The following is an 18,057-nucleotide window of genomic DNA, read 5'->3' on the forward strand; positions in this document are numbered from 1 at the left end:
CGGAAAATAGACCGCGGCAGACCTGGACGACTGCTTTATTCGCTTAACGCTGTCTCTGGCTCAGGCGTCTGCTCGAGTGCTTCCATCAGGGCACGGTCAACGACTTTGTCCAGCATCAGAATTTGAGCGCGCTGCTCACGGAAGGTTTGTTCCAGCTCCTGAGCAGACACTGAGAATGACTTTTCTTTTTGGTTTGTCGTAAAGATGAACAAACTGCGCATAGGACTAACCCATGCGAGTCTTACCCTGTTGGTGTTGCCATCTTTTTTGGTCAGCTGTAACCAGACTCCTCTTTCGAGATTGGCGACCACCTCAGCATAATCGTCTTCGCCTGGCTCTGTATTAGGAATGCCATCGATCTCTGCTGTCTCGGCAGCATTCGCCTCTGCTTGAGCTTGAGCTTGAGCCTCAGCCTGGGCACGTTTTTCGAGCCGGCGTTCAGCGGCCAATTGGGCTGCTTCTACCGCAATTTCAATCTGACGTTCCGGTGACAATTCCAGAGGCGCCCTGACAATCGAGGCATGACACTCGGCTAACTCGGCAAAAAATTGTGCCCGGTCTGCATCGTCCCATTTGATCAGGCTCAACCATTTATTCAATCGTGCCAAAATTGCCGGTAACCGGTTCAACAGTTCCTGACGTTGCGGCAAGGTGATTTTGGGCTTGCAACTCCAGATCAGATCATCCATCGTTTTGATCGCATCAGCGACTGCATGCGGTTTTTGCTCTTGGACGCTATAGGCAAGCGTCAATACTTTGGTCCAGCGATTCTCAAGGAAGGTTTCGACAAAGGCGACCACTTCGCCCGTACCAACACGCATGGCAACCTCGTTGGTCGCAGCGATATTCGCTTGCTTGATCCGTTCTTTTTGGAGCGCACGCTTAATCGGTTCTTGCAAGGCCGTGGCACTGGCCTCTTCTTCTTTTGCGACAAAACTTTCGAGATCTGACACAACCTCGTCAAACAGCGTCATCTGCTGATCAAATTCGTTTTGCACACGACTGACATTACGCTGCATCGTCTGGAACAAAGGATCTTCCTGACCTTTGCTCTGATCTACCGCGACACTGTATTGCGTCAGCAAGTCAATCAGGCGACGCGCCGGATGCGCTTCCTGAAAAAAGAACTCCTTGTCCATCAAGGCGGCTTTTAACACTGGAATTTGCAATACACCGATCAGTTCCTTGATCTGCGTCGGAATGGTCTGATTATGAAAAACGGTATCAAATATTTTTGACAGCAAATCGAGTGTGGTTTTCTCTACACTGCTATTCGCCAATTCCGGCATCTGTTCGCGCATTTGCGATAAGCGCATTACATCCTGAGCGCCTGCAACGAACTGGCGCAACGCCATACCTTTTTGCAGATCCGCCAGGTAATGAAAGAGGCGTGTATCGGTTACCTGGGAAGAGGCGTCGGCATACTCTGGCTGATGGAATTGAGAATGGCTAAAGCGACCATCTTGCTCGTTATTATTTTGTCGATCAGATGCGTCATTGGCAGCGCGTCCAGATGGTGATCCAGTGGGATTCTTCCGGGAAAAAATGTCTTTCAGCTTTTGTTTGACATCGGTTTTCTCGACGGGATTACTCTCGTTATTTTGTGTCTTTTTAATGCGATACGATTCATGCAGATCCGGCAGTACGCCCTGACGCACCAGAAACTCATTCAGCGATTGCAGGATCGGCGACAGATCAAATAAAATTTCTGCGCGCAACAACGGCAAAATCAGCGGGTGAGCCTCAGCATCGGGGTTGAATTCACACCAGGCAGCATGCAAGGAACGTAAAAAAATCTCGGGCCGGAAAGGATTCTGTGCGGTGCTCAGGCTATCGACTTCCAGCACACTGGCAAGACGCATATTCAGCGCTGCCAGCTGCTCAGCGCTCGCCAGTTCCAGGCTGCGGCTAGCGCGACCCATAGCCAGTTTATTGTCCATTTCCTCATATGACACCAAGGTCAGGGCAACGTCTGCGGCCTGGACATTCGGCGTCTTTGGCTTGCTGGATAACTGAAGTGCTTGTAATTCTTTACGAAACGCCGCTTCGATACCGGCGGAACTCAGGTAATAGAAGGCATAACCATTATTCTTCAGTAATTGAGCTGAGTTAAAACTCAAATTGGCTTCACGCGCGTCACTGACCTGCTCGGACGCCGCAAAAAATGCATTCGACAAACGCGCAGAAAATGCATCTAGCTGCGCTACCACCAGATGAGTCGCCTGCGGAATCAGCGCACGCAACATCTCCGCACGCGCTAGGGGCGCTTTCTGAGCTGGGCGGTGATCGGGCGACTGGGCAGACATGATGGCTTTAGGTCAATTGGCTTTGCTTTGCTTAACTTAAGGTAAGGCTTATTGCTGGTGCTTTTTTACGATGCTGGCGACGACACAATAAGAAACGAATAGTGCTTAAAATAAAGTTTACCGAGTTTAATGCTTTATTAAAATGTAACCAACAAAAATGCGCAAAAGAAATCAACTTGGTTGCACTATAGGCGATTAATTTCCACGTGGAAATGTTTGAAACGCAATTTACGTCACTTTTTTTCACAAATTTTGTTACCAGATGCGACAAAAAAGTCAGTTCTCGTCAACTCTCATTTCAAATCAGCTCAATAGTAGAGACGAGATTAAGCAAGCGAGTAAGTTCAAGACTGAGTACAACATGAAGTTCATAACAGCATCGCCAGGCACTTCCGTTTCTTGGCAACAAGAGTTAGCAACGGGAGCTTAGCAACAAAAATTTTGCCAAAATCCCTGACAAACAATACTAATCCCCATTTATCGGCAAGCTTTGCACTAAAATGCAGGGTTAATCTTAATTTGCATCTGCTATTTATATGCCAAAAAAATCGTCGGGCACCGGTCAGCCAGAATCATTTGAAGCCGCCATGTCAGAGCTCTCTGAACTGGTCGCACAAATGGAAGCTGGCGAATTGCCGCTAGAAGCTTCTGTAAGTGCTTACCAACGTGGTTCGGAGCTAATTAAATACTGCGCCAGCCAGCTGGATAAAGTCGAGCAACAAGTCAAAGTCCTGGAAGCCGGTATGCTGAAGCCTTTTTCCGCTGACAACAGCGACGAGGCCAACTCATGAGTCACGCGGATCTGAATCAGGATTTTCGCCAGTGGATGACATCTACCCAGCAGCAGTGTGAAGAGGCATTAGCATTCTTCCTGCCAGCCAGCGATGTCATTCCGGGCAGACTGCATGAGGCCATGCGGTATGCGGCGCTGGACGGCGGCAAACGTGTGCGGCCACTGCTGGTATTCGCCGCAGGCCGCTTGTTTGATGCCCCTGCTGAGTTATTGGCAAGAGCGGCATGCGCCTTAGAGATGATTCACGCTTACTCGCTGGTACATGACGACATGCCGTGCATGGATGACGACGCACTGCGTCGCGGCAAGCCTACAGTCCATGTTAAATACGACGAAGCGACCGCCCTACTGGTGGGTGATGCATTGCAAGCCCAGGCATTTCTGGTACTCTCGGCAGGTGAAGGCGATCCGGCAACACGTTTAGCGATGCTGCGTTTGCTGGCACAGGCCGCAGGATCAACTGGCATGTGCGGTGGTCAGGCAATTGATCTGGCCAGCGTGGGCTTAGCGCTGACGATAGAGCAATTAGAGCAGATGCATCGTTTAAAAACCGGTGCCTTATTGCGTGCCTCGGTCTTGCTCGGCGCGATGAGTGGCAAAACCTTGTCTGACGATGAAGTCAAGTCACTGGATGCGTATGCAAGCGCCATCGGCCTGGCGTTTCAGGTTGTGGATGACGTGCTCGATGCCACCGCAGACTCGGCAACGCTCGGCAAAACCGCAGGCAAAGATGCGGCTGACAACAAACCGACGTATGTGTCACTGCTAGGCTTAAGCGCCTCACAGGAACTCGCACAAAAACTATGCAAAGACGCCCACGCAGCGTTATTGCCCTTTGGAGAAAAAGCTCACATGCTGCGCAGCCTCGCAGATCTGATTGTGCAGCGGAAAGCGTAATATGAATTTACTCGATACTATCAATTCCCCGGACGACTTACGCAAACTCTCACGCTCCCAGCTCAAGCCGCTGGCGGATGAGCTACGACATTTTGTGATTGATTCCGTCTCCAAAACCGGCGGCCATCTGTCGTCCAATCTGGGTACCGTAGAACTGACGATTGCTCTGCACTATGTATTTCAGACGCCGGAAGATCGCCTGGTCTGGGACGTCGGCCATCAGACTTATCCGCATAAAATCTTGACCGGTCGCCGCGATCGCATGCATACCTTGCGTCAGCTCGACGGCATTTCTGGTTTCCCGCGTCGGGTGGAAAGTGAATACGACACTTTTGGTACCGCCCATTCGTCGACATCGATTTCGGCAGCACTCGGCATGGCACTCGCAGCAAAAACCAAGGGCGAAGACCGTCATTCGGTAGCGATTATCGGTGATGGTTCGATGACGGCTGGCATGGCGTTTGAGGCGCTCAACAATGCCGGTGTGTACGACGATATTAATCTGCTGGTCATCCTGAACGACAACGATATGTCGATTTCACCGCCAGTCGGTGCGCTAAACCGTTATCTGGCGCGTCTGATGTCAGGTAAATTCTATGCGGCAGCGCGCAATGTGGGCAAATCTGTCCTGCCACCGCCGATGCTGGAGCTGGCAAAGCGCTTTGAAGAACACGCAAAAGGCATGATCGTTCCGGCGACGATGTTTGAGGAATTCGGTTTCAATTACATCGGCCCTATCGATGGCCATGACCTCGACTCACTCGTACCAACATTGCAAAATCTGAAGAACCTCAAAGGTCCGCAATTTCTGCATGTGGTGACAAAAAAAGGTCAGGGTTATAAACTTGCCGAAGCTGATCCGATTCTGTATCACGGCCCGGGCAAGTTCAATCCGGCCGAGGGCATCAAGCCGTCAACCGCTCCGGCCAAACAAACGTACACCCAGGTGTTCGGCAACTGGTTATGCGATATGGCCGCCGCCGATCCGCGGCTGATCGGGATCACGCCAGCGATGCGTGAAGGCTCGGGCATGGTTGAGTTTGAACAAAAATTTCCCTCCCGGTATTACGATGTCGGTATCGCCGAACAACACTCGGTGACATTCGCCGGCGGTATGGCGTGCGAGGGTTTGAAGCCCGTCGTCGCGATTTATTCGACCTTCTTGCAACGGGCTTATGATCAATTGATCCATGACGTCGCTTTGCAAAATCTCGACGTTACCTTTGCTCTCGACCGTGCCGGGCTGGTTGGTGCCGATGGTGCGACACACGCGGGCAATTATGATCTGGCCTACCTGCGCTGTATTCCGAATATGGTAGTCATGGCCGCCTCCGATGAAAACGAATGCCGCCAGATGCTGTCAACCGGCTTCCATTATCCTGGTCCGGCAGCGATCCGCTATCCACGCGGCGCAGGCGTTGGCACAGCGATGTCATCAGAATTGACGACTCTGCCTATCGGTAAAGCGGAGTTACGTCGCCAGGGACAGCGCATTGCGATTCTGGCATTCGGCTCCATGGTCCAGCCTTGCCTGAAAGCAGCGGATAAACTCGATGCTACTATCGTCAACATGCGCTTCGTCAAACCATTAGATACAGAGATGCTGGCAAGCATCGCGGCGAGCCACGAGTTCATCGTGACGGTCGAAGAGGGTACCGTGATGGGCGGCGCTGGCTCAGCAGTAGCAGAGGCGATGGCCGAGGCTGGCATCAGCAAACCGCTGTTAATTCTTGGCTTGCCTGATCAGTTTGTCGATCATGGTGATCCGGCGATTCTGCTCGCACAATGTGGCCTGGATGCTCCCGGCATTGAAGCATCTATCCGCAAAAAATTTGCCCCCGACGCACCGAAGTTGGTCGTGAACAATTAGAGAGAAAATCCAGCTCGCCAACAAATTCGGTTTACGCAGATATGCCTCCCCACAGCCGTTATGAAATTTGAAGGCTGAACCGGACATCCACAAAAAAAGCCACGCTGCGCTGTTGCAGACGTGGCTTTTCATTTTGGTCAGATTCTGCACCGGCAGTGTATAGACTCGCAGGGAGTTGCAGTGAATTACAAATATACTCCCTACAAGTATATTTAAACGCACCTTTAAAACAGTGCGGATTAAGCCATATCCAGATAAAATAATGGGGAGTATCTTATGTAAACGATATTTCAACATTCGTTTAGGCATTCATTTAAACAGGCGTTTCAGCCGCTAACGCAGCAATAGAGCATCTACAATATGCTAATTGCACGCTCCCCCTAGAAAGCGATCAGCGCTGTCTTTCTTTTTCCCACAGGACATCGCTACCACCTGCATAACGATTCAGAACACGCGACAAAACGAATAAGAGATCGGATAAGCGATTCATGTATTGGCGCGGATGCTCATTGATTTGCTCCGCTTTACCGACACTCACAATCGCGCGCTCCGCACGACGGCAAACGGTGCGGCAAACATGCGCAATCGCCGCCGCACGCGAACCACCCGGCAAAATGAAATCCCGCAGCGGCTCCAGATCCGCGTTGTAATGCGCTAGCAAAGCATCCAGACGTTCGACCTGGGCTTCAGTGATCATGGTGTAACCCGGAATACAAAGCTCACCGCCCATATCGAATAAATCATGCTGAATCGACACCAGCGCATGTTGCATTGTTTCTGGCAAGTCTTCGCATAGCAGTACACCGATCTGTGAATTCAGTTCATCCACATCCCCCATCGCATGCACACGCAAAGCATCTTTATCAATACGGCTGCCATCACCCAAGCCGGTAGTACCTGCATCACCGGTGCGGGTGGCAATTTTTGAAAGTCGGTTACCCATGATTACCTATAGCAAGAAGTTTATTCGTTGTTTGATGTCGGCAGGATACGGCATTTTTTTGAGGAACGCATCATAATGGACGACTAAAAGTGGCTCGAGAATATGATCAATGGGTCTAAACAGATGTTTATCGTAACCTCGTCTACAGTACGATGAGCTGACCAATAAACATTAATCCGATACGACAACGCAGCAATTACAACGCATTTACGACCTACGGACACTACCATAATGGCAACACGTTTACCGCCAGTACACGCCTTATCCGCCTTTGAAGCTGCTGCCCGCCACGCCTCATTCGCGGTGGCAGCAGAAGAGCTTTGTATTACTCCCTCCGCCTTATCTCATCGTATCCGCCTGCTGGAAGAACATTTATGTGAACGTGTATTTGTCCGGGAAGGTCGCAGCGTCACACTGACCGAATTCGGCAGGCGCTATCTTGATGTGGTACGCACGGCTTTACGGACCTTGTCAGATTTTCCGTTACCACACAAAGCAATGCAAAAGCAGTTGCGCGTCAAAGTAACTTTGCCGCCAACTTTTGCGCGCTATATGTTTATGCCGCGTCTGGCGAGCTTTACTGCATTGCATCCGGACATAGAAATTGAAATTTTTTTGTTCGTCCCGTTATACGACCTGAGTCTGTCAGAAAGCGATGTCGAGATTCGCTTTGGCGCAGGTGAATATCCCAATCTGGTGACAGAAAAATTATTTGTAGAGCCATCTTTTGCGGTGGCTAGTCCAGCATATTTAAACACGATTCCAGCGATTCAACATCCGGCAGACCTGCAGCACGCCAAGCTATTGCGCTCAGCACTGGAACCATGGCAGCCCTGGTTTGAAGTCGCCGGACTGGAATGGCCAGAACCGACCACCGGCTTACGTGTCGACGATCTGGGCTTGTTATTGGAAGCAGTCAAGCATGGTCATGGTATCGGCCTGACGCGCCAACATTTTGCTCAGGAAATGATAGAGCGGGGCGACGTCGTCCGCCTGTTCGACACACAACTCGCCACCCCGCCGCATGCCTATTATCTGGTGCACGAAGCGCAGGCGATTATCCGGCCTGAAGTACAGTTGTTTATTAACTGGATGCGTCAGACGTATCAATCCCCGGTATAGATGTGCATTTCGGCGGAAGGATTTTTTTCAAGCCATCCGTTGATCGATATTGGCCGGCAATACAAGCATCCCTGCAAACTGGCACAGCCACTCTCAATCAGGAAATCTGCCTGCTGCTGTGTCTCTACACCCTCCGCAACTACACGCAATCCGAGGTGGCTGGCCATCGATAAAATCGATTGCACAATCGCCGTATCATTTGGATCGCCGGGTGTGTCGTCGACAAAACTTTTATCGATTTTCAGTTCATAGATCGGTAGTTTTTTCAGATAGGCGAGACTCGAATATCCCGTACCAAAATCATCAATCGAGAAGCGCACACCCAAGGCCGCCAGAGCATGCATGCGCTCGACGGTTTCTTGCAGATTATGGATCAATAATCCCTCAGTGACTTCCAGCACCAGACGCGATGCCGGTGCGCCGGTTTCATTCAATACGGCGATGACTTTATCCACAAAATCGGCTTGCCTGAATTGTTTTGGACTGACATTAATCGATAAAGTCAGCGGCCACCCGGCTTGTTCCAGATGGAGCAATGCCAGGCATCCCTGCAATAATGCCCAGTCACCCAACTGAACAATCATGCCGGAATCTTCTGCAATCGGAATGAACAGCGCCGGAGAAACCGGGCCACGTTCGGGATGCATCCAGCGCATGAGTAACTCGGCGCCTTCGGGTTTGCCTTCATGATTGACCTGAGCCTGCATCACCATGTGCAACTGCCCTTCATACAGTGCTTTTGCCAGATCTCTGGTGAGAATCAGACGCTGTTCGACTTCTGACTGCATAGCCGCCTCAAAGAAGGCGATTTGATTGCGCCCTGCCGCCTTAGATCGATTCAGCGCAGTATCTGCCTCACGCAATAAATCATCGGTATTTTGCTCACTTTTTGGTAACAGAGTAACGCCAATACTACATCCTGAGTTGTACACCTGCCCGTCGATCTCGAAAGGATCCGCAATCGCTGCCCTGATTTTTTCAGCGACGGCTAATGCACCCAGTGCACCGGTACCGATGTCGCTGGCAATATTCGAAATGATGGCAACAAATTCATCGCCGCCAATCCGCGCTACAGTGTCAACTTCTCGCAATAAGGATTTCAGTCTTTGTGTCACTCGTACCAACAAAGAATCGCCGACGGCATGACCTCGGGCATCATTGATGTATTTAAAATGATCAAGATCAATAAACAGGACGGCGCTGACCAATCCTGTACGTCGCGCAGTGGCTAGCAAGATATCGAGCCTGTCCATCAGCAGGCGTCGGTTTGGCAACCCCGTCAGCACGTCAAAATAAGCAAGCTGATACAACTGCTGTTCGGCTTTTTTTCGTTCCGTAATATCACGTTCTACGGCAACCCAATGACTTGCAGACCCTTTGTCATCTTCCAGTGGAACGACATCCATTTCAACCCAGAATTCTTCGCCAAATTTGGTGTATTTGATCAGCTCGGCATGCACGGATGTCCCTGACTTAAATGCCTCCGCAATTCTGCTTAATTCTGATGTCTGTGTGTTCGGCCCGTGCAAAATACTGGCGGTTTGACCGAGTACTTCACTCAGGGTATAACCGGTTTTACGTTCGAACGCGTCATTGACAAAAACAATCTGATGCTCTGCGCCGGATCCCACGTCCATAATCAAGACAATATCGTTAAGGCGCGCAAGTGCGACCGCATTTAAACGCAGCGCCGTATTTGCTGCACGTAAATTGGATTGCTCAACCTTCAGCGAAGCAGCGATTGCCAGTTGCTCCCTCAGCGATCGTTCAAGGCGTTGTAGCAACACACCGCAAGAAATCGTAATCACCGAGCTGATAAAAGTGAAATTCAGCGTAATGACAATCCACTGAATAAATGGCTGGTCATCGTATTTTTCAATATGCAAATTCGCATTAAAAAAATAACCGATACACAGCATGGACATCGCATTCCAGAGTAAAGCGATGACTGCAGGACGAAAACCTACCAGCAACGCCGCCATCACAGGAAACGCCATCAGATAAATCTGACTGACCGAGCCGACCGTGAGCAAAAACCAGATGCCTAGTAAGTACAGCAGTATCAGCAAATTCCATGCACGGACATGAAACGGCAATTGCGGCTTGAGCCACAGCATCCCGACCCAGGCAAGCGCGAGCAGATCAATGGCAACGATGGACAGTAAGCCTTGTTTTAAGGCAAGCAAAATACTGGGAATCGCTGTAACAGCGCCCAAAGCAAACGCGACAAACAGAACGGCGGATAAAACTTGCGCACGCCATTGCTGCATGTCAGTCACGCCTGACTGACCGATCAGGAATTGATTGCGTATCCATTGCAAGAGAATCGCCAAACTATCCCTCCATCAATAGGTGAGAGGTGGTTCTGCGTAAAAAAGTGATCTGCTCAGGCGCTCGCTGCGGCTACGGCTAAGTAGCCCACTGCAAGGAATTTACGGCTTACCGGAAGGCATCACTTGATTTGGCTGATAAAAATACGGTTCATGTGGATGTAACAACATTAACAGCGACATCCGGGAAATGCCAGTACTATCTATTAGACATGATCTTACATTGCAGGGGCAAAAAGACAGCGCAGCTATGCGATCGTTTTTATATCATCGCAGAATGAATAAACGAACTATTGAATCCGCAAGCTGGATGCGCCTGTTGGCATGAAATGCCTTTGAAAGGCGCATCCAGCTTACGGATTCGTTTCAGGGAGTTTCTAAAAACTAGGAAGTTGAAAAATTACGCCTGATAAAATAAATGAGGTTTTCAGAAGTTTCCCTCAATACTTACTCGATGAGGTCTTGTTTTTCGTCTGAGCCTGCCGCTCTGTACTGAGAGAGTCACCTCTCTATCAAGCATGCGCTTCGCCAAGGCAACAGCAATCCGAATCAACGAGTCTCATTGTTTATCTACCTGAGCAATTTTCAGTACTTTCCAACCATTCTTCATTATTCCTAATCGACACCCTTACCTGCGGATGCACACCACAAGGTGAACCACTGCTCACGTGTCAGATGAATGCTGGTCGCCTGCGCCGCCTCTTTGATTGCGGCAATACGTCCGGAACCGGTGAGTACCACGGGCTTGGAAGGATGCTGCAATATCCAGGCAATCGCGACTGTCGACGGCGAAACGTGCAACTGCTCTGCAACAGAGTGCAAGGCCTGACGCACACGTATACCGCGCTCACTTTCATCAGCAAATAAGCGCCCTCCCGCCAGTGCGGACCAGATCATCGGTGCAATGCCCAGACGCTGACATTGATCCAGCGTGCCATCGTGTAAAGGCGGCAAATGCATCAGGGACAGTTCCACTTGATTCGTCACAAGCGGGAAACGGGACGCCAATAATTCAAACTGGGGCGGAGTAAAATTCGATACGCCAAAGTGCCTGACCTTGCCGCTCTTTTGTAAATAATGGAAAGCTTCTGCCATCTCATCCGCATGCATTAAAGGATCAGGGCGATGTATCAGCAACAAATCCAGTGTATCAATTTGCATCTGGCGTAAAGAATTTTCCGCAGAAGAAATGATGTGCGTACGACTGGTGTCGTAGTGCTGCATATGATGCGCAGGCCGCTGATCTGAGACCAGTTTGATGCCGCATTTGCTGACGATTTCTATCTTATTACGCAGATGCGGTGCAATTGCCAGCGCTTCGCCAAACAGCCGCTCGCACTGGTAATTACCGTAGATATCCGCATGGTCCGTCGTGGTGATACCCAACTCCAGTGCCTGCTCAATCAACGTCACACGCTGCTGCGGTGTCATGTTCCAGTCAGCCAGACGCCACAAACCCAGTGCAATGCGGGAGAACTGGGAACCTCCGAGAGAAATATTAATCCGTTGCATATCGTTATCTATCAAAATGTGAATAACATCCAGGCGCCGTAATACACATCACGCACATCACGCACATCACGCATATCACATCTATCACGCGTAGGTACATATCGTCCGGATCGCCTGGATCACCCCGCGGTCTGGCTATACCGTCAGACCGTCTTCCGCAAACATCTTCTTGAGACCACGCAATGCCTGCCGTATCCGCGCCTCATTTTCAATCAGGGCAAAGCGCACGTACTCATCGCCATATTCACCAAACCCGATGCCGGGCGAAACACACAGGCGAGCTTTTTCCAGTACCTGCTTGGCAAATTCCAGTGAACCGAGCTGACGATACTGTTCAGGGATATGCGCCCAGATGTACATCGAGGCTTTTGGTGTATCGACCATCCAGCCCAGCTCATGTAAGCCCTTCACCAGCACATCACGACGGCGCTGATACTTGTCGCGAATGTCGTTCACGCAGGTCTGATCGCCCTCCAGAGCAGCAATCGCGGCAACCTGTACCGGCGTAAAACTACCATAGTCATGATAGCTCTTAATACGCGCCAGAGCAGCAACCAGTTCTTTGTTCCCGACCATAAAACCAATACGCCAGCCAGCCATGTTATAACTCTTAGACAGCGTAAAAAATTCAACTGCAACATCACGCGCACCCGGTACCTGCATGATGGATGGCGCTTTCCAGCCATCAAACACGATGTCGGCATAAGCGAGATCATGGACCACTAAAATATGGTGTTCTTTCGCCAACTTCACTACACGTTCAAAGAATTCCAGCTCAACACATTGCGCCGTCGGATTCGACGGAAAACCGAAGATCATCATCTTCGGCTTAGGGTAACTTTCACGTATCGCCCGTTCCAGTTCCGCAAAAAAATCGACGCCCGGACTCATGCGTATGGAACGGATATCCGCGCCGGCAATGACGGCACCGTAAATATGAATCGGGTAGCTGGGATTCGGTACGAGAACGGTATCGCCTTTATCCAGCGTCGCCAGCATCAGGTGGGCGAGCCCTTCTTTAGAACCTATCGTGACGATTGCTTCTGAATCAGGATTCAAATCAACGTCATAGCGTGCCTTGTACCAGTGCGCAATCGCACGACGTAAGCGCGGGATGCCTTTGGATGCCGAATAGCCATGCGTGTCAGGCCGCTGCGCCACCTCAACCAGTTTGGCAACAATGTGCGCTGGCGTAGCACCATCGGGGTTACCCATCGACATATCGATAATATCCTCGCCACGGCGACGTGCAGCCATCTTGAGTTCGGCAGTGATATTAAAGACGTAAGGGGGAAGACGATTGATACGGGAAAAGGAATAACCTTGGGAATAACCCCGTCCCGGCGGAGTAGCTGTATTTGTCATGATCTCAATTGTACGTAAGCGCCCGGATCCGTCCGAGCGACGTTGAAGCGATTGCTTCGCTAACGATCATAACCAGCGAAATCGATTCCTGCAATGATTTTATGCAGGGTACAAAGCGCCTAAGATACGTTGTGCTTTGGCTCCGGTCACATCAGGCAAATTCCCTGGCAAACCCAGCATAAACTGCTGCGCCAGCCAGGCAAATGCGAGCGCCTCGACATGATGCGGTGAGACACCCAAATCCTCCGTCGTAGCGAGTACAGCCAACGACCGGCGTAAGTGCAGTTGTGCTGCAATACGCTGCATTAAATACCGGTTATACGCACCGCCACCGCAGATATAAATGCTACTGACATCAGGCGCATACCTCAGGATCGCATCGGCTAAGGTCTGCGCAGTGAACTCGCATAAAGTCGCCTGCACATCGACCGCCGGCACCTCAGGAAATGCATGTAATTTTGCGTTCATCCATTCCATCCGGAACAGATCACGACCAGTACTTTTCGGCGGCATCTGATGCAGAAATACCTCATCACATAAGGCGGCAAGCAAGGCCTCGTGTACCTGTCCCTGACTGGCCCAGTCACCATGAGCATCATAGGTCTTTGCCTGATGCTGTGCGATCCAGGCATCCATCAGAACATTACCCGGGCCAGTATCAAAACCGGTGGTTGAACCATCCGCATGCAAGATACTGATATTGCTGATACCGCCGATATTGGCAACCACACGACACTGACCGTTGAATCCAAAAATAGCCCGATGAAACGCCGGTACCAGCGGCGCGCCCTGCCCTCCTGCGGCAACATCACGGCTACGAAAATCTGCAATCACATCAACGCCGGTCAACTCGGCCAGCAAGGCGGGATTATTCGTCTGCCGTGTATAACCCAATTCCGGACGATGTCGTATGGTCTGACCATGCACACCGATTGCACGTACAGCTACCGACTCAGTTGCTGATCCAGTCGCTGATTCAGCTACAAGATCGGATATCATCGGATCACCTGAGAGTTGCCGCTGCAAGTCAGCAACGCAAACCGCGTAACGTTCTACGAGAGCGTTGGCAACCATTGCCTCGCGATGAATTTCGTTTTCACCGGATTGCTGCAAAGCCATCATATCAGCGCGTAGTCCATCGGAAAACGGCACATAAGAACTTGCGAGCAAGCGCATCGCAGAGTGTTCTCCCTTCGCTGGCAAGATGACGGCAACGCCATCCACACCGTCCAGGCTGGTACCCGACATCAGACCGATATATAGATTGTTCGTTGCGCTATTTAATGTAGTCATTGCTGGCATCTGAAAGAGAGATTGCACAATATTATCCCGCCAAGGCCTAGCCACGAAGACCGCACTTTAGTACGGAGAGGAGCTGGGAAGGAGCTACAACAGAGCTAGGTGGTTTTGTGTAATTCCCATGAAAAAGAAAAAGGCCGAACATGCAGCTCGGCCCTGTATTGTAATCGCAGTGTCACCTCAGATACATTATCTGGATGCGAGCTTCATGGTTTCCGCCATGCGTTCAGGGCGTAATAAAGCGAAACGATGGGACATCTCATCGGCCACCGTTTTAAACCGTGGCAAATCCGCTCCAGCCAGCGGCGGGGCGCTCGGTACGCTAATCGACATAGGATCACGCGCCTCATTGTTGACGCGGAATTCATAGTGTAAATGTGGCCCGGTTGACCAGCCTGTCGTACCGACATAACCGATCACTTCACCCTGGACTACCTTGCTGCCTTTATGAATCCCCGGGGCAAAGCGGCTCATGTGCGCATAGGCGGTACTGTAGTTGTTCCAGTGCTTAATCACAACCAGATTACCGTAACCACCGCTTGGCCCTGCCGTATCGACAACACCGTCACCGGAAGCACGAATTGGTGTTCCCGTTACCGCGGCAAAGTCCACACCTTTGTGCGCTTTCCATTGACCGGAAATCGGATGTACACGCATCGAAAATCCCGATGAGACGCGGGTGAATTCCAATGGTGATTTCAGGAAGGCTTTTTTCAGCGACTTACCATCAAAGCTATAGTAGCCGCCACTGTTAGGGGATTCGTCAAACCAGACAGATTGAAATACTTTGCCGGCATTGCTGAACTCGCCAGCCAAGACCCGGCCGGTTTTAACGAACTCGCCGTTTTGCCAGAAAGTCTCATACACCACATTAAAATGATCGCCGCGCTGCAGATAGCGAAAATCAACATTCGTTTCAAACATGCTGACGATCTGGTTAGCGATGTTATCTGGAATTTGTGCATCATCCGTCGCAGCAAACAAAGAAGAGCGGATATCGCCGGAACGCATCTCAACGCGCTTTTCCAGTTTTGCATTCGTATCGGACGCGATCAATTTGCCGTTGGCATCGCGGGTGACGGTGATACTGCGCGCTGGTTTGTCATTGCTGTCCAGCAAAGTCGCCTGTAACCATTCCAGCTCACCCTCGTCGTTCGTCTGTGCTCGCACAGATTTACCTGCGCGCAATTGCATCAGGCTACGGGCCGTCGCATCGGATTTCATGAAATCACTGGCTTCGCTGTCATCAACACCGAGACGCAATAACAAGGCGCTTAAGGTATCGCCGCGCAACACTTTTTCTTCGCGAATGAAATGCTGCTCGTGTTCTTCCAGAGCGGCGATCTGCTCATCGAGCTTAGGCAAAGCGAGTTGTTGGGTAATCTTCTTGACTGGCAGATCAGAGGCGTCAGGTGCCATCGGTGCCACACCGACTGCACCAAAAGCGCACACGGCAAAAAACAATCCGCACACCGAAACGATACGTGACGTGCGCGTGGTGCCGAACAACAGCCTGCTGCCAGAAGTTAAATGATGGAATTTATCTGATAGACGCATGCAATAAGTTAAAATTAACTGTTTTTACCGACAAAATTCTGATGAACAGCGTTTTGTCGAAGTGATTAATCAGTAAATAATTGCTGCTCATTTAGTTGCCCACATGATTACTCATTTAATGTGAACCAGCATGTGAGCCATCTCTAACGAAACACAATTATTTATTTGCTATTTTTTAGCTATTTCCGTCTGTATTACTGAATTCTGATGCGATGAAAAAGTCGCGTGATTATATAGCAAAACCTTGGTAATACCTTAGCGAAACCTTTTGAACGAAACGCCGATTATGGGCTTGCGGTAATCATTCGACTAGCAGTGTTACAAAAAATCGATGTATAAAAAATCAACATGACTTCTACACAAATTAACGCCAACAATCTCAAATCTACTCCGGTCGCTCTGCCTTTATCCGACGCTGTGCAACATGCGCTGGCCGTGACTAAACGCGGGGTCGATGAACTCCTGATCGAATCCGAATTCGCCCAGAAACTCGCTCGCAGTGAACAATCTGGCAAGCCTTTGCGCATCAAACTCGGTCTTGATCCGACTGCACCAGATTTGCACCTCGGCCATACCGTTGTTTTGAACAAAATGCGTCAGTTGCAAGATCTGGGCCATAACGTGATTTTTCTGATCGGTGACTTTACCTCCATGATCGGCGATCCGTCAGGACGTAATGCAACCCGTCCGCCGCTGACACGCGAGCAGATTGAAGAAAACGCACAAACCTATTTCAAACAAGCGAGTCTGGTACTCGATCCGGCAAAAACCGAAATCCGCTACAACTCAGAATGGTGCGATCCGCTTGGTGCGCGCGGCATGATTCAATTGTCATCAAAATACACCGTAGCACGCATGATGGAACGCGATGATTTCACTAAGCGTTTTAAAGCGGGCACGCCGATCTCTATTCATGAATTCTTGTATCCATTAATGCAAGGCTACGATTCCGTTGCGCTGCATTCGGATCTGGAGCTGGGTGGAACGGATCAAAAATTCAACCTTCTGGTTGGACGCGAATTACAAAAAGATTACGGGCAAGAGCCGCAATGCATCTTGACCATGCCTTTGTTGGAAGGTCTGGATGGTGTCGAAAAAATGTCCAAATCCAAAAACAACTACATCGCGATCACTGAGCCAGCCAACACCATGTTCGCTAAAATCATGAGTATCTCCGACATCATGATGTGGCGTTATTACGAACTGCTGTCGTTCTGCTCTCTGGAACAAATCGCCTCACATAAACAAGCCGTCGCAGACGGTCAGAATCCGCGTGACATCAAGGTCGCCATAGCACAAGAAATCGTGACACGTTTCCATTCCCGGCAAGCGGCAGAAGATGCGCTGGCCGATTTCGTCAATCGCTCCAAAGGCGGGATTCCCGACGACGTGCCAGAGATCCACCTGAGTGGCGCACCTATCGCTATCGCGCAGTTACTGAAGCAAGCGAATCTCTGCCCTTCTACTTCTGACGCGATGCGTATGATCGATCAGGGTGGCGTACGTCTGGATGGCGCCGTTATCAGCGATAAGGCAGTGAAAATTGAGGCAGGCACCTTTGTACTGCAAGTCGGCAAGCGCAAATTCGCCAAAATCACCTTGTCTGCATGATCGCCTTATTGCAGCGAGTCACAGAAGCTAAAGTCGTCGTCGATGGCAATACCGTCGGCGCGATTGATGCAGGCCTGCTGGTGCTCTTGTGCGCAGAGCGCGGCGACAGCGAAATACAAGCCGATGCCTTGCTCAAAAAGCTGCTCGCATACAGGGTCTTCTCCGACGACTTAGGCAAGATGAATCGTAGTCTGACGGACACCAAGGGCGGTTTGTTACTGGTACCGCAATTCACCCTGGCAGCCGACACGAACTCCGGCACGCGCCCCTCATTCACACCGGCCGCACCACCCGATGAAGCGAGACGCCTTTTCGATTATGTGGCGCAGCAGGCAGCGTCCAAACATGAGCGTGTTGCGACCGGTCAATTTGGCGCGGATATGAAAGTCTCGCTGACCAATGACGGTCCAGTCACGTTCTGGCTCGCCAGCAAGCCTACCCTGTAAATAGTC

At 50.6% G+C, this 18,057-nt stretch carries 13 protein-coding genes; 6 read left to right on the forward strand and 7 right to left on the reverse strand.

From position 1 onward, the window contains the following. Positions 1 to 35: 35 nt before the first annotated feature. Positions 36 to 2,306 carry a DUF1631 family protein gene (locus tag ACO0K4_RS00415; RefSeq protein ID WP_422954644.1) on the reverse strand — a complete coding sequence of 757 codons (2,271 nt, stop codon included), beginning with the start codon at positions 2,304 to 2,306 and terminating at the stop codon, positions 36 to 38. Between the two features lie 536 nt (positions 2,307 to 2,842). Between ACO0K4_RS00415 and ACO0K4_RS00420 the strand changes: the two genes are divergently transcribed. The 3 genes from ACO0K4_RS00420 to dxs are packed head-to-tail and all read left to right on the forward strand — an operon-like array spanning position 2,843 to position 5,866. Continuing rightward, a complete protein-coding gene (locus ACO0K4_RS00420; protein ID WP_422954645.1) occupies positions 2,843 to 3,097 on the forward strand; it encodes an exodeoxyribonuclease VII small subunit in 255 nt (84 codons plus the stop codon). After that, on the forward strand, positions 3,094 to 3,996 hold the full coding sequence (locus ACO0K4_RS00425; RefSeq protein ID WP_422954646.1) for a polyprenyl synthetase family protein: 903 nt from the start codon (positions 3,094 to 3,096) through the stop codon (positions 3,994 to 3,996). The genes ACO0K4_RS00420 and ACO0K4_RS00425 overlap by 4 nt, the downstream gene beginning before the upstream one ends. 1 nt (position 3,997) lies before the next feature. Further along, positions 3,998 to 5,866 carry a 1-deoxy-D-xylulose-5-phosphate synthase gene (gene dxs, locus ACO0K4_RS00430; protein ID WP_422954647.1) on the forward strand — a complete coding sequence of 623 codons (1,869 nt, stop codon included), beginning with the start codon at positions 3,998 to 4,000 and terminating at the stop codon, positions 5,864 to 5,866. A 391-nt stretch (positions 5,867 to 6,257) separates the two neighbouring features. Here the strand turns inward: dxs and ACO0K4_RS00435 are convergent, their stop codons facing one another. Continuing rightward, complete coding sequence (locus ACO0K4_RS00435; protein ID WP_422954648.1) at positions 6,258 to 6,809, reverse strand: cob(I)yrinic acid a,c-diamide adenosyltransferase; 552 nt, start codon at positions 6,807 to 6,809, stop codon at positions 6,258 to 6,260. A 231-nt stretch (positions 6,810 to 7,040) separates the two neighbouring features. Between ACO0K4_RS00435 and ACO0K4_RS00440 the strand changes: the two genes are divergently transcribed. Next, positions 7,041 to 7,931, forward strand: a complete 891-nt coding sequence (locus ACO0K4_RS00440; protein WP_422954649.1) for a LysR substrate-binding domain-containing protein — start codon at positions 7,041 to 7,043, stop codon at positions 7,929 to 7,931. Here ACO0K4_RS00440 and ACO0K4_RS00445 read toward each other — a convergent pair. The 5 genes from ACO0K4_RS00445 to ACO0K4_RS00465 all read right to left on the reverse strand — a co-directional run bounded on the left by ACO0K4_RS00445 (position 7,916) and on the right by ACO0K4_RS00465 (position 15,994). After that, on the reverse strand, positions 7,916 to 10,264 hold the full coding sequence (locus tag ACO0K4_RS00445; protein WP_422954650.1) for a putative bifunctional diguanylate cyclase/phosphodiesterase: 2,349 nt from the start codon (positions 10,262 to 10,264) through the stop codon (positions 7,916 to 7,918). The genes ACO0K4_RS00440 and ACO0K4_RS00445 overlap by 16 nt on opposite strands. 612 nt (positions 10,265 to 10,876) lie before the next feature. Next, on the reverse strand, positions 10,877 to 11,773 hold the full coding sequence (locus tag ACO0K4_RS00450; protein WP_422954651.1) for an aldo/keto reductase: 897 nt from the start codon (positions 11,771 to 11,773) through the stop codon (positions 10,877 to 10,879). A gap of 135 nt (positions 11,774 to 11,908) precedes the next feature. Beyond that, a complete protein-coding gene (alaC, locus tag ACO0K4_RS00455; RefSeq protein ID WP_422954652.1) occupies positions 11,909 to 13,138 on the reverse strand; it encodes an alanine transaminase in 1,230 nt (409 codons plus the stop codon). A 99-nt stretch (positions 13,139 to 13,237) separates the two neighbouring features. Next, positions 13,238 to 14,431, reverse strand: coding sequence for an anhydro-N-acetylmuramic acid kinase (locus ACO0K4_RS00460; protein ID WP_422954653.1), 1,194 nt, complete (start codon positions 14,429 to 14,431; stop codon positions 13,238 to 13,240). A 195-nt stretch (positions 14,432 to 14,626) separates the two neighbouring features. Beyond that, the gene (locus ACO0K4_RS00465; protein ID WP_422954654.1) at positions 14,627 to 15,994 is read right to left on the reverse strand and encodes a peptidoglycan DD-metalloendopeptidase family protein; all 1,368 of its coding nucleotides are present in this window, start codon (positions 15,992 to 15,994) and stop codon (positions 14,627 to 14,629) included. Positions 15,995 to 16,342: 348 nt separating this feature from the next. Here ACO0K4_RS00465 and tyrS point away from each other — a divergent pair, with 348 nt between their 5' ends. Beyond that, on the forward strand, positions 16,343 to 17,605 hold the full coding sequence (gene tyrS / locus ACO0K4_RS00470) for a tyrosine--tRNA ligase (protein ID WP_422954655.1): 1,263 nt from the start codon (positions 16,343 to 16,345) through the stop codon (positions 17,603 to 17,605). Further along, positions 17,602 to 18,051 carry a D-aminoacyl-tRNA deacylase gene (gene dtd / locus ACO0K4_RS00475; RefSeq protein WP_422954656.1) on the forward strand — a complete coding sequence of 150 codons (450 nt, stop codon included), beginning with the start codon at positions 17,602 to 17,604 and terminating at the stop codon, positions 18,049 to 18,051. Before tyrS ends, dtd begins: the two co-directional genes overlap by 4 nt. Positions 18,052 to 18,057: the final 6 nt, after the last annotated feature.

The sequence above is a fragment of the Undibacterium sp. RuTC16W genome, from assembly GCF_049339445.1.
Classification (GTDB): Bacteria; Pseudomonadota; Gammaproteobacteria; order Burkholderiales; family Burkholderiaceae_D; genus Undibacterium.

Coding starts and splice junctions, on each gene's coding strand:
- ACO0K4_RS00440 (WP_422954649.1), top strand. CDS start 7,041: ATGGCAACACGTTTACCGCCAGTACACGCCTTATCCGCCTTTGAAGCT.
- ACO0K4_RS00415 (WP_422954644.1), bottom strand. CDS start 2,306: ATGTCTGCCCAGTCGCCCGATCACCGCCCAGCTCAGAAAGCGCCCCTA.
- ACO0K4_RS00420 (WP_422954645.1), top strand. CDS start 2,843: ATGCCAAAAAAATCGTCGGGCACCGGTCAGCCAGAATCATTTGAAGCC.
- dxs (WP_422954647.1), top strand. CDS start 3,998: ATGAATTTACTCGATACTATCAATTCCCCGGACGACTTACGCAAACTC.
- ACO0K4_RS00460 (WP_422954653.1), bottom strand. CDS start 14,431: ATGACTACATTAAATAGCGCAACGAACAATCTATATATCGGTCTGATG.
- dtd (WP_422954656.1), top strand. CDS start 17,602: ATGATCGCCTTATTGCAGCGAGTCACAGAAGCTAAAGTCGTCGTCGAT.
- alaC (WP_422954652.1), bottom strand. CDS start 13,138: ATGACAAATACAGCTACTCCGCCGGGACGGGGTTATTCCCAAGGTTAT.
- ACO0K4_RS00450 (WP_422954651.1), bottom strand. CDS start 11,773: ATGCAACGGATTAATATTTCTCTCGGAGGTTCCCAGTTCTCCCGCATT.
- ACO0K4_RS00425 (WP_422954646.1), top strand. CDS start 3,094: ATGAGTCACGCGGATCTGAATCAGGATTTTCGCCAGTGGATGACATCT.
- ACO0K4_RS00465 (WP_422954654.1), bottom strand. CDS start 15,994: ATGCGTCTATCAGATAAATTCCATCATTTAACTTCTGGCAGCAGGCTG.
- tyrS (WP_422954655.1), top strand. CDS start 16,343: ATGACTTCTACACAAATTAACGCCAACAATCTCAAATCTACTCCGGTC.
- ACO0K4_RS00435 (WP_422954648.1), bottom strand. CDS start 6,809: ATGGGTAACCGACTTTCAAAAATTGCCACCCGCACCGGTGATGCAGGT.